The 12,909-nt window shown below is 41.2% G+C and carries 12 protein-coding genes; 3 read left to right on the top strand and 9 right to left on the bottom strand.

What is annotated here, in order from left to right; all coding sequences use genetic code 11:
- Both AAC147_RS09870 and queC read left to right on the top strand, forming a co-directional pair.
- Positions 1–617, top strand: a 617-nt coding sequence (locus AAC147_RS09870) for a pyridoxal-phosphate dependent enzyme (protein ID WP_047680506.1), incomplete at its 5' end; no start/stop codon positions are given.
- A 32-nt stretch (positions 618–649) separates the two neighbouring features.
- The gene (gene queC, locus AAC147_RS09875; RefSeq protein ID WP_047680508.1) at positions 650–1,348 is read left to right on the top strand and encodes a 7-cyano-7-deazaguanine synthase QueC; all 699 of its coding nucleotides are present in this window, start codon (positions 650–652) and stop codon (positions 1,346–1,348) included.
- A gap of 42 nt (positions 1,349–1,390) precedes the next feature.
- On the opposite strand, the gene AAC147_RS09880 is transcribed toward queC, so the two are convergent.
- From AAC147_RS09880 to bolA, 9 genes are all read right to left on the bottom strand, one after another.
- Positions 1,391–1,801 carry an acyl-CoA thioesterase gene (locus AAC147_RS09880; RefSeq protein ID WP_047680510.1) on the bottom strand — a complete coding sequence of 137 codons (411 nt, stop codon included), beginning with the start codon at positions 1,799–1,801 and terminating at the stop codon, positions 1,391–1,393.
- A gap of 148 nt (positions 1,802–1,949) precedes the next feature.
- The gene (locus tag AAC147_RS09885) at positions 1,950–2,333 is read right to left on the bottom strand and encodes a ComEA family DNA-binding protein (protein ID WP_047680512.1); all 384 of its coding nucleotides are present in this window, start codon (positions 2,331–2,333) and stop codon (positions 1,950–1,952) included.
- 147 nt (positions 2,334–2,480) lie between these two features.
- A complete protein-coding gene (gene ppiD / locus AAC147_RS09890; protein WP_047680514.1) occupies positions 2,481–4,355 on the bottom strand; it encodes a peptidylprolyl isomerase in 1,875 nt (624 codons plus the stop codon).
- 169 nt (positions 4,356–4,524) lie between these two features.
- Positions 4,525–4,800 carry a nucleoid-associated protein HU-beta gene (gene hupB / locus AAC147_RS09895; RefSeq protein ID WP_156115343.1) on the bottom strand — a complete coding sequence of 92 codons (276 nt, stop codon included), beginning with the start codon at positions 4,798–4,800 and terminating at the stop codon, positions 4,525–4,527.
- Positions 4,801–5,175: 375 nt separating this feature from the next.
- The gene (gene lon, locus AAC147_RS09900) at positions 5,176–7,530 is read right to left on the bottom strand and encodes an endopeptidase La (protein ID WP_047680518.1); all 2,355 of its coding nucleotides are present in this window, start codon (positions 7,528–7,530) and stop codon (positions 5,176–5,178) included.
- 207 nt (positions 7,531–7,737) lie between these two features.
- On the bottom strand, positions 7,738–9,009 hold the full coding sequence (gene clpX, locus AAC147_RS09905) for an ATP-dependent protease ATP-binding subunit ClpX (RefSeq protein ID WP_047680520.1): 1,272 nt from the start codon (positions 9,007–9,009) through the stop codon (positions 7,738–7,740).
- Positions 9,010–9,153: 144 nt separating this feature from the next.
- Positions 9,154–9,777 carry an ATP-dependent Clp endopeptidase proteolytic subunit ClpP gene (gene clpP, locus AAC147_RS09910; RefSeq protein ID WP_047680523.1) on the bottom strand — a complete coding sequence of 208 codons (624 nt, stop codon included), beginning with the start codon at positions 9,775–9,777 and terminating at the stop codon, positions 9,154–9,156.
- A 258-nt stretch (positions 9,778–10,035) separates the two neighbouring features.
- On the bottom strand, positions 10,036–11,340 hold the full coding sequence (tig, locus tag AAC147_RS09915) for a trigger factor (RefSeq protein ID WP_047680526.1): 1,305 nt from the start codon (positions 11,338–11,340) through the stop codon (positions 10,036–10,038).
- Between the two features lie 393 nt (positions 11,341–11,733).
- Positions 11,734–12,057, bottom strand: a complete 324-nt coding sequence (gene bolA, locus AAC147_RS09920; RefSeq protein ID WP_038262193.1) for a transcriptional regulator BolA — start codon at positions 12,055–12,057, stop codon at positions 11,734–11,736.
- Between the two features lie 244 nt (positions 12,058–12,301).
- Between bolA and AAC147_RS09925 the strand changes: the two genes are divergently transcribed.
- Positions 12,302–12,889, top strand: coding sequence for a lipoprotein (locus tag AAC147_RS09925; protein ID WP_047680616.1), 588 nt, complete (start codon positions 12,302–12,304; stop codon positions 12,887–12,889).
- Positions 12,890–12,909 lie beyond the last annotated feature (20 nt).

Here is a 12,909-nt window from a genome sequence, read left to right on the forward strand (position 1 = left end):
TGGATCAATTCACTTATGCTGAACGAGCCACTGACTGGCGGGGCAACAATAACATTGCAGAAAGCATTTTCCGTCAAATGGAATTAGAACCCTTCCCTGAGCCAACTTATATTGTCATGAGTGCAGGGACTGGCGGAACGTCCGCAACACTTGGCCGTTATATGCGTTATCAAGGATATAACACTAAACTCATTGTTGTTGATCCTGAGAACTCCGTTTTCTACGACTGCTATCACCAAAATTGCAGACAAATACGCAAAAATACAAGCAGTAAAATCGAAGGTATCGGGCGTCCGCGTGCCGAACCATCTTTTATACCTCATGTTATCAATGATATGTTCCAAGTTCCTGATTGTGCTTCGATTGCCACCATCTACTGGCTCGAAAAGCTCATTGGAAAAAAAACGGGAGCATCAACAGGAACCAATGTCTGGGGAGCTTTGCAACTAGCCAAACAAATGCATGACAACAACCAGCAGGGTTCAATCGTGACATTGTTATGTGATAGCGGGGAGCGTTACCTTGATACTTATTACAACCCAGAATGGGTCAAAAATAATATCGGTGACATCACGCTATATCTCACGCAACTACCCAAACTCAATAGTTATGAGTAACATATCTCCTTCAATTTAAAGAGGTAGGTATCATGAAACGAGCTGTTGTTGTATTCAGTGGTGGACAAGATTCCACCACTTGTTTAATTCAAGCACTTCACCAATATGATGAAGTTCACTGTATTACTTTTGACTATGGTCAACGCCACCGAGCTGAAATTGATGTTGCCAGCCGTATCAGTAAAGAGCTGGGAGCGGCTGCCCATAAAGTACTTGATGTTACTTTATTAAATGAGCTTGCTATCAGCAGCCTGACAAGAGATAACATTCCCGTACCAGATTTCAGTGAAAGCGAAAAAAGTGGCCTACCGAATACTTTTGTTCCCGGTCGTAATATTTTGTTTTTAACTCTGGCAGCGATTTACGCATATCAGATTGAGGCTGAAACCGTTATCACCGGTGTTTGTGAAACTGATTTTTCCGGCTATCCCGATTGTCGCGATGAGTTTGTCAAATCCCTGAATAATGCTGTTTGTCTCGGTATCGCCAGAGATATCCGCTTTGAAACTCCATTAATGTGGCTGAACAAAGCGGAAACCTGGGCATTAGCTGATTATTACCAGAAACTGGATTTTGTTCGCACTCAAACTCTCACTTGTTATAACGGAATACAGGGTGATGGTTGTGGTGAGTGCGCTGCCTGCCATCTTCGAGCTAATGGGCTAAATCTTTATTTAAACAATGCCAAGCCCACAATGGCAGAAATGAAATCCAAAACGCAGCTTAACTAGATAATTCAGGTATCAGTGAGGGGGAAAAATACCTCTCACTCCTCACTTCACGGCTTCATTCTTAAACTCATCAAACCTTTCTCTTAATTCACCGTCCAACACCAACGTTTGTTGAGTTTTTAAATCAACACAAACAAATGTAGTCATAGAATCGGCGATAATTCGGTTATCGCCTTTGCGTATAATTTTCTGGAAAAAAGAGCCGCTTTTGTTACGCAATTCCTGCAAGGACGATTTCACTTCCAATTCATCTCCTAATACAGCAGGATGACGATAGTTAATATTGATATTGGCTACAATAAAAGCAATTTTATTATTATTTAGCCATCGTAACATGTCACTTTCAGCGAGTAAATCCCAGCGAGCCGCCTCCATAAACTCCAAATAACGTCCATTGTTTACATGCTGAAAAACATCAATATGATAACCTCTGACTTTTATAATTGTGCTCATTGCTATTTTCCCCTCAACTCATCTGACCAGTAAGATTATTAACAATAACAAAACATTTTAATTACAATAGCGTTTAATTAATTATTCTTGATCAGTATCACAGCCCTCTTGATAAAATCATCAGCACACTCATCAAGAGGGCTTTTAATCAGTAGGTTAATTTATCCCGGTTTTTCTCTATAAAAGCAGGACCAATGCCTTGTACTTCCTGTAATTGCTCAATTGCTGTGAATGGGCCATATTTTTCACGATATTCAATAATTGCCTGTGCTTTTTTGGCACCAACACCATTAAGTTCTTTTGCTAATTCTTCAGCATTCGCTGTATTGATATTAATGCTTCCTTTTCCTGAGAGCGCTTTTTCTTCCTTATCCCTTGATTCGCTTTTCTCAGTAGTGGTCTTATGCAGATCAGATGATGGTGTCAGTACCACTTTATTAACAGACTCTCCTGCTGCAATAGCATGAGATAACGGCATGCTAATACCAAAAGTAAGAATAAATGAATTAAATAATATCCTTAAATACTTCATAAAAATGTCTCCATGTTTTGTTGATGGAGGAAAGAGTGCCATAACAAAAATTCAGAACAACAGGAAAGATTCAAATATGCGAAAGGCCACGAAAGTGGCCTTTTTCAATTACTGTTTTGCAAAATCAGTTGCGAGTAACTTCGCAATTTACTCAATTTGCCCTATTTTAATTTCAGCATTATCACGTAAGTTAGCGACTAAAGATTCCAGCATAGCATTACCCATCTGATACTGCTCAACCATCATATATTGTTTAATCTGTTCTTCTGAAACAGAACCAGATGCAACTTTATCCAATTGAACCAAAACAGCATTGCCAAGCTCATCATGAGCTAATCCATATACTGGCTTACCATCTTTGGGATGAGGCAAGGTAAATACCACATCAGTAATCGGGTTGGCTTGTGGCATACGTGTCATTAGTGTTGGTTCACCAAACTGGAGCCCTGCCACTTTTAGAGCTGGTTCTCCTTTACCTTCTTTTAATGCTGTAAGAAGATTTTCACCATCAGCCTGTAACTGTTTTTCAGCCTTTTGACGTTTTACCCATTCAGTAACCTGAGTTTTAGCCTCTTCAAATGGCAGAATGGATTCAGGTTTAACATCATCCACCCGAATAATAAAGGCCCTGTCACCATCAACAGAGATTACATCAGAGTTAGTTCCTGAAGCGCCTTTATCATCCATCAAATTACTAAAGAAAACAGCCTGAACGACCTGACTAAAATTAATATCAGCCGGGATATGATCTCGGTCAAACCAATCAGTAGTAACAGCTTTATAACCAACGGCCTGTTCTGCCGCAGCTAAGGATTCATTATCATTGGCAGCAGCTTCACTGACTTTTCTCTGCAATGCATAAAACGCATCAATTGCTTTTTCTTGTTTTACTGTTTTTTCTATTGTTGTGCGTTCATCCGCTAATGACTTAACTACCTGAGGTTTAATGTCGTCCAAACGGAAGATTGCATACCCATTAGATAATTTGATGGCATCAGAGAATTGCCCTTTTTCCGTTAAATGAGCGGATTTGATCTCATCAGGTGAAGAGCTGTCTTCCATCCAGCCAAGATCACCTCCTTGCTGAGCAGAATATTTATCTGTCGATTTTTCTGCTGCCAATTTGCTGAAATCGGCGCCTTTTTTCAATTCATCAAGAATCGATTTTGCATCGGCTTCAGACGCAAGTTGAATAAGACTATATTTCTTCCTTTCTGGTTGTGTATATTTTGACAGGTTATTTTTATAATACTTTTCAATATCAGCATCAGTTACGGTAACATTTTTCAGCTCATCCGCAGCATCCATCTTGATATAGCTGATTTTAACTTTCTCAGGCACTGTGAAGCGATTACCATTCATATCATAGTAATTTTTCAGCTCTTGCTCAGTTACTGTCTGTTTTGCTTCAACTGATTTCAGTTCAAGAGTTGCCAAACGAACCGTTCTTTCTTGCAAAGATAACGCTGCCATCTGTTTAATTTCTGTCGGCAAAGCAATTTCTGAACCCAGTAACGTTGCACGAAGTTGACGGGTAATCAATTCCTGCCGAACTTGTTCCGCATAAGCATCTGGATTCAGTCCAACTCTGGTCAACGTTTCCAGATATTTATTGTTATCAAATTTGCCATCCTCGGTCTGGAAATAAGGCTGTTTGCGGATCTCTGCTTTTACTTGCCCATCGCTTGCTGATAGACCTAGCTTACTTGCATATTGTTCAAGTAAAACCGCATTAATAATACTATCCAATGACTGGCGTTTCAGCACTCTCACTTGCTGTTCATTACTTAGCAGAGTTGAGAATTGATCTCCCAGTCTTTCCTGTAATGAAATTTTTTCTTGTTGAAATACCCGCTCTAATTGAGCACGACTAATGGTTTGACCATTCACTTTGGCAGCATAATTACCGCCTTCACTTGACAGGTAGCCTGTTACCCCTGTCACCAAAAAGGTCAGGATAATTAGAGCCAACACGATTTTAAGCACTGGGCCGTTTGCCGCCGTGCGTAGGTTGTCCATCATAAAGACGTAAAACTCCGCTTAGTGAAAAAGAAACTATCATCTTACGCTAATTCGAACGCTAAGAAAAAAAAAGCGCATCAATCAAGTGATACGCTTATATTCTAACCTATCAATTTAATCCAGTCAGTTTATAACTGTCACAGTAAATGTGACAGGTTATTTATGTTCATTACCCGTTGACAGCATCTTTCAGCCCTTTTCCTGCACGGAAAGCGGGTACTTTTGCTGCTGCTATTTTGATTTCCTTGCCGGTCTGAGGGTTGCGTCCTGTACGAGCAGCACGATCACGTACAGTAAATGTGCCAAACCCTACCAAAACGACATCATCACCGTCTTTCAATGCACCAGATACTGAAGAAATGAATGCATCTACTACACGCCCGGCAGCTGCCTTAGAAACATTTACATCAGCAGCAATTTTGTCGATCAGTTGTGACTTATTCACTCTTATCATCCCCATTTAGTTTTATACCTTGAATCTTTCAAGTTACCTCTTTCATTGGCCGCGTTACCCTTTACAACGACTCCCGGTCACATAGTTATCTATGCTACTGAGGATTCGTTCTTTTGCCACCACAATGCAACTTGAAATCTATTAGGTATACTATTGTAACAAACACCTATTTAGAACGGATAACACAACAGTCTTGCCGTCATATCAACCAATTCCAGTATTAGCAAGAAATTATAGAACAGCAAAATATTTAATCAGATCTTTAGATTAAACTAACTTAATGAGACAAAAAAAGGCTGGCAAGCCTGAATTAACTTACCAACCTAATTTTTATAAAGAGTCTTGAGTTAGCTCACTATTTTTGTACTACTTTAGTGAGACAACCTCAGCACCAAACGCAGGATCTTGTAAAGCAATAGTTAAAACGTCTTCTATACGCTTAACCGGATGAATTTCCAAATCCTGAATTATGTTTTGAGGGATCTCTTCCAGATCTCGTTTATTTTCGTAAGGAATAATGACCGTTTTAGTTCCTCCACGATGGGCTGCCAGCAGTTTTTCTTTCAAACCACCGATAGGCAAGAGAAGACCACGCAGAGTAATTTCACCTGTCATCGCTACAGCAGCACGAACCGGATTACCTGTCAAACAAGAAACCAGTGCTGTACACATTGCAATACCTGCACTTGGGCCATCTTTCGGTGTTGCACCCTCCGGGACATGAACGTGAATATCACGCTTTTCGTGGAAATCAGAACTGATACCCAACTTATCTGCACGAGCCCGAACGACAGTCAGTGCGGCCTGAATGGATTCTTGCATCACTTCACCCAACGAACCGGTATAAGTTAATTTCCCTTTACCCGGTACACTGGCTGTTTCAATTGTCAGCAAATCACCACCGACTTCTGTCCATGCAAGCCCTGTAACTTGACCAACACGGTTTTCAGTATCTGCACGACCATAATCCACTTTCTGAACGCCCAGATAATCTTTCAGATTATCTGCATTGATTTCGATATACTTAAGCTGCTTATCCATCAACAGAGCCTTGACCGCCTTACGACACAGCTTGGAAATTTCACGTTCCAAACTACGCACGCCAGCTTCACGGGTGTAATAACGGATTATGCTAATAATCGCCCCATCATCAATGGTCAATTCACCTTTTTTCAAAGCATTGCGTTCGATCTGTTTCGGCAACAAGTGACGCTTGGCAATATTTAACTTCTCGTCTTCGGTATAACCAGATAAACGGATCACTTCCATACGATCTAACAAAGGTGCCGAAATGTTCATAGAGTTGGATGTCGCCACAAACATTACATCGGATAAATCATAGTCCACTTCAAGGTAGTGATCGTTAAATGTCACGTTTTGTTCAGGATCAAGTACCTCCAGCAAAGCAGCAGCAGGATCACCACGCATGTCAGATGACATTTTGTCAATTTCATCCAATAAGAACAGTGGGTTTTTAACGCCTACTTTGGACATTTTTTGAATTAATTTACCCGGCATTGAACCAATATAGGTACGACGATGCCCACGTATTTCAGCTTCATCACGTACACCGCCCAAAGCCATACGAATATACTTACGCCCTGTTGCTCGAGCAATGGAGCGGCCCAGTGAGGTTTTACCCACACCCGGCGGCCCAACCAGACAAAGAATTGGACCTTTGATTTTACTGACCCGGCTTTGCACTGCCAGATATTCAAGGATACGTTCTTTCACTCGCTCTAAACCATAATGGTCTATATCAAGGACTTCCTGCGCCTTTACCAAGTCTTTTTTCACTTTGCTGCGTGCGTTCCAGGGAACCTGCACTATCCAATCAATGTAGCTGCGAACAACTGTTGCTTCTGCTGACATTGGGGACATCATTTTTAATTTTTGCAGCTCAGCTTCCGCCTTTTCCCGCGCCTCTTTTGGCATTTTGGCGTCTTCGATCTTACGTTTCAGAGTTTCATATTCATCAGGTGCATCATCCATCTCACCCAATTCTTTCTGAATCGCTTTCATTTGCTCATTCAGGTAGTATTCGCGCTGACTTTTTTCCATCTGTTTTTTGACGCGATTACGAATACGCTTTTCTACCTGTAATAGATCGATTTCTGATTCCATCATTGCAATCAGATATTCAATGCGTTCAACAACATCAGACATCTCTAAAACAGTCTGCTTGTCATTGATTTTCAATGGCATATGGGCAGCAATGGTATCTGCCAATTTTGCTGCATCTTCAATGCTGTGCAATGATGTCAGTACTTCCGGCGGGATTTTTTTATTCAGTTTGATATAGCCTTCAAACTGATTAATGGCGGTTCTTACCAGAACTTCTTGCTCACGCTCATCAACAAGCGGGGAATCCAGATATTCAACCTGCGCATAAAAGTACTCTCCATTATCTGTTAATGTTGTAATACGAGCACGCTGCAAGCCTTCAACCAGAACTTTCACTGTACCGTCTGGTAATTTCAACATCTGTAAAACAGAAGCTACTGTACCTACGGAGAACAGATCATTGACTCCCGGTTCATCAGTGGATGCTTCTTTCTGCGCTACCAACATGACCTGTTTGTCATGATCCATTGCTGCTTCCAGACAATGAATCGACTTTTCTCGCCCAACAAACAGAGGGATCACCATATGTGGGTAAACCACTACATCGCGCAAAGGCAATACAGGGATTTCTATGCGTTCGGAACGCTCAGGGTTCATAGAGCTCTCTCTTCGTTTAGCTTTCGCCAGTTTTAGGAATCTCGTGAAACACGGTTTTCACGAGTTTCACTTCAAAGAATATAAAATATATGGGGACAGGAACCTGACATTCAATAGCCTATGTCTGCAAAAAGCAAAATGAGGGAGAATCCCTCATTTTATTTTTTCAATGCGTATTGATAGCCGGTACTTTCTACCCCATTTTCGTCACTCACCAGAAACTTGAGCATCCGGCTTGCTATATATCAATAATGGTGCAGATTTATCTTCAACAACTGTCTCATCAACGACAACTTTTTCTACATGTTCCATTGATGGCAGATCGTACATTGTATCCAACAAAACACCTTCCACAATTGAGCGAAGTCCACGTGCACCTGTTTTACGCGCCATTGCTTTTTTCGCAATCGCTGTCAGCGCTTCTTTTCTGAACTCCAGCTCAACACCTTCCAGATTGAACAAAGCCTGATACTGTTTTGTTAAAGCGTTTTTTGGCTCTTGCAAGATTTGGAGCAACGCTTCTTCATTGAGTTCACCCAACGTTGCCACAACAGGCAGACGGCCAATGAATTCAGGAATAAGTCCAAATTTGATCAAATCTTCCGGTTCAACCTGAGCAAGCAATTCACCTTCTGTCGCTTTCTCTGATTCGCCTTTAACTGTAGCACTAAAACCAATTCCAGAACTGACATTCAAACGCTGGCTGACAACGTTGCCTAAACCGGCAAACGCTCCACCACAGATAAACAGAATTTTAGAGGTATCAACCTGAAGGAACTCCTGCTGTGGATGTTTACGACCACCTTGAGGGGGAACCGCTGCCACTGTACCTTCGATCAGTTTCAAAAGTGCTTGTTGAACACCTTCACCCGATACGTCACGAGTTATTGAAGGGTTATCAGACTTACGAGAAATTTTATCTATTTCATCAATATAAACGATACCACGCTGTGCTTTCTGTACATCGTAGTCACATTTTTGTAAAAGTTTTTGGATAATATTTTCTACGTCTTCCCCAACATAGCCCGCTTCAGTCAAAGTCGTTGCATCGGCCATAGTAAAAGGGACATCTAAGTAACGAGCAAGAGTTTCTGCTAACAAAGTCTTACCACTGCCTGTTGGCCCAATTAGCAGAATATTACTTTTACCTAACTCCACACCACTATTAGTGTCTCCATTACGTAGTCGCTTGTAATGGTTATAAACAGCCACTGCCAGCACTTTTTTCGCCATTTCCTGACCGATGACATAATCATCCAAATGTTGACGAATTTCATGAGGAGTAGGTAATGTACTACGCTCACGATGTGGTACTAGCTCTTTAATTTCTTCGCGAATGATATCATTACATAAATCGACACATTCATCGCAGATATACACTGACGGGCCAGCTATTAATTTCCGAACTTCATGTTGGCTTTTCCCGCAGAAAGAGCAATACAGCAGCTTTCCTGAACCGTCTTTGCGCTTATCTGTCATCAGTCAACCTCACTTTATGAGCTGTTATCCCAGTCTCTCTGGCATAACAGAAAAAACGCTGTCATTACTCCGCCGAATTAGGTGTTAGCACAAAAAGTCACCTTAAAATTATAGTGTTGGAGTAATAAATTAATTATCAATAAATTAGTTTCGATGGGTAAATACACTATCAACCAACCCGTACTCTACGGCTTCCGCGGCTGACAAGAAACGGTCACGTTCTGTGTCTTCGACGATCTTCTCAAGTGGCTGTCCCGTATGTTTTGCCATCAATTCATTCATACGAGCTTTAACTTTAAGTATTTCCTGCGCATGGATTTCAATATCTGTCGCCTGTCCCTGGAATCCGCCCAATGGTTGGTGGATCATAACTCTGGAATTTGGCAAACAAAAACGCTTTCCTTCTGCGCCAGCCGTTAGCAAGAAGGCCCCCATTGAGCAGGCTTGCCCCATACAAATAGTACTCACATTTGGTTTAATAAATTGCATCGTGTCATAAATAGACATACCCGCTGTGATAACCCCACCCGGCGAGTTGATATATAAGTGAATATCTTTTTCTGGGTTTTCTGCTTCCAGGAATAGCATTTGAGCGACAATTAAATTCGCCATATGATCTTCAACTGGGCCAGTCAGAAAAATAATTCGATCCTTTAATAAGCGGGAATAAATATCGAACGCACGTTCTCCACGTGCTGTTTGTTCAACCACCATCGGCACCAAAGACATGTTAGGTGCATATTGATCTTGCTTGCCACTGTATGACATTTCCGTCTCCTAATAGAACTCACGCTGGTGCCATTCATAACTGATTCTACGTGAGATAAGCGATGATGACCATGATCCAAAGTTAACTAACAGAGGACTCTCCCTCTATAAAAAGTAGTAAGCCTCTACATAATAGTAAGAAAGGATATGAGGTTAAATCTGTTTTTTTCAAGAACAATAAAAAACCCGCAGGCCAGGCTTGCGGGTTTACATCACTGAGAGAAAAATTCACCATCTCAGGTAATCAATAAATGAAACTTATGCCAGTTGGTTCTGATTCATCAGATCGTTGAAGCCAGTTTCTTTTTCAGAAACTTTTGCTTTGCTCAGAACCAATTCAACAGCTTGCTCTTCCAGAGCAATGTTGCGGATATTGTTCATCATTTCTTGATTTTTGCTGTAGTATTCAACGACTTCTTTCGGATCTTCATAAGCAGAAGCCATTTCTTCGATCAGTGCATTAACACGCTCATCATCAACTTTCAGCTCATTGCTGCTGATAACTTCGCCTAACAGTAAGCCAACAACAACACGGCGTTTTGCCTGCTCTTCAAACAACTCACGAGGCAATTCCAAAGCTTGTTTTTCAGAACCACCGAAACGCTGAGCCGCTTGACGACGCAGTACATCGATTTCACCGTCAACAACCGCTGCCGGAACTTCAATTTCGTTAGCCTTAACCAGACCATCCAAAACCTGAGTTTTAATGCGGTTACGCACTGCATTTTTCAGTTCGCGTTCCATATTTTTGCGAACTTCTGCACGCAGGCCATCAACAGTACCATCAGCAATACCAAAACGCTTGATAAATTCTTCAGTCAGTTCTGGCAGTTCACGCTGTTCAACTTTCTTCAGGTTAATAGCAAACTTCGCTGCTTTACCTTTCAGGTTTTCTGCATGGTAGTCTTCTGGGAAAGTGACATCGATTGTAAATTCTTCGCCCGCTTTGTGACCAACGATACCCTCTTCAAAACCAGGGATCATTCGACCCTGTCCCATTGCCAGAACGAAATCAGTTGCTTTACCGCCTTCGAACTCTTCGCCATCAACAGAGCCATTGAAATCAACAGTTACACGATCTTCTGCAACTGCTGCTGCTTCAGTTTCTTTCCAGTCAGCCTGCTGTTTGCGCAAAGTTTCCAGCATTGTGTCAACGTCTGCATCTTTTACTTCAACAACTGGTTTTTCAACTTCAATGTCTTCCAGACCTTTCAGTTCGATTTCTGGATAAACTTCGAATTCAACCGCATAAATGAAGTCTTCACCGTTTTTAAACTGTTCTGGTTTATAGCTTGGTGCGCCAGCTGGATTAATTTTATTCTCAATGATTGCATTGACGAAGTTGCGCTGCATCAGATCACCGAGAACATCCTGCAGAACGGAAGCGCCATAACGCTGTTTGACGATATTCATAGGCACTTTACCTTTACGGAAACCGTCAATACGAACTTTCTTCGCTACATTAACCAATTCACTGTTAACTGCTTTTTCAATGTCGGCAGCAGGAACGGTGATTGATACACGACGCCCAAGGCCTTGAGTTGTTTCAACAGAAACTTGCATCTTGTTACCTCAAAAAAATCATAGTGCTCGGTCAACTTCAGAATGGTGCAACGTCTAAAACAGGCAAATTACATCACTCTTCAAGAACCGGGGCGGTCGCATTTAAAAACCGAGAATCCCTGTGATCAGAAGCGCCCCGAACGAAACTATTGTAAAAATTTAGACGCAGCATTATAGCGATGCAGACAGTATGAGTCGAGAATTGCAGACAAAAGCATGCACTATTCGTTGACTTAATGTGATATGCATTGCCCAATGGCTACATCATGATATTGGCCATTCAGTATGAATATAAACAAAAATACAGCCCGAAGGCTGTAGTCTAACTTGAAAACCAGATTAATAAAAAATTAAGGATTATGAAGTTGTACAGTATTATTATACCGTACAACTTCATAAAGTTGATGTCGTTGTACTTCCTCCCCGACATGCAGGTGAGGCCAAAACGGTATCTTCTAATTCAGCCCACTCTTTTTCTGTATAAGTATGAAGCGCTAAAGCATGTACTCCTTCTTCCATCTCCTTAGCCAAGACACTATATACTGAGCGATGGCGATTGAGCATTCTCTGCTCAACAAACGCATTGCTGATCACGATGATTTTAAAATGGCTTTCAGAACCTGCTGGTACATTATGACGATAACTTTCATCGATCACTTCCAGATGAGAAGGCTTAAATGCCGCCTGTAACTTTGTTTCTATTTCCTGACGAACCATCTCATTCTCCTTAGTCACCAAAGGTTATTAATCAACCATATATTGATTCTAGTTTATTTCCCGTGATTTATAACATCAGGGTATCCAAATATCTTTTATAGAGCTTAATTTAAGCATTTCTTCATATCTTTCAATTAGTAAGCATTAGTGATATGCCGTTACCTACGGCAATGCTATGATTGCAACGGTCCATACTATCTGTATTACTATACTGGGTATCCGTATTCTGAATGAGAACACTTACATGCTAAAGAAAATATTGACTCCATTTATCGCACTTCTCTTTCTAGCCAACTTATCTGGCTGTGCAGACACCAGCAATACATTGGCTATTCAACCTAAAATTACCTTGCCATCGGCAGATCCTACAATGAAAGCGATCACAATCAGTATTAGTGGGGTCGACCATCGGCAATCTCAAGCCCTGGCCCAAATTAACCGTGATGCAAAATTAGTTACGCTGCTGCCTTCACGTGATTTACGCTTTTTACTACAAGAAGCGCTGGAAAAACAAATGGTTGCTCGTGGTTATATGATTGGTTCTCCGGCGAATGCCAATTTACAAGTCATAGTGAATCAACTTTATGCGACAGTAAAGGAAGGAAGCCTTCGCCACGATATTTCAGCGAAAGCGGAAATCTCAATTATTGTTTATGCTCAAGATGGTAGTAAGCAAATCAAAAACTACCGCACCAGCTATAATGCTCAGGGTCCATTAAACGCAACTAACGCCAAAATTGCTGATGCCGTTAATACTGTATTATCTGATGTGATTACAGACATGGCTCAAGATTCGTCAATCAGCACCTTCATTAAACAGAATGTTCGATAACAGGTAACAAGATATAGACT

Origin of the sequence: Xenorhabdus sp. NBAII XenSa04 (assembly GCF_963866145.1) — a bacterium.
GTDB lineage: Bacteria > Pseudomonadota > Gammaproteobacteria > Enterobacterales > Enterobacteriaceae > Xenorhabdus > Xenorhabdus indica.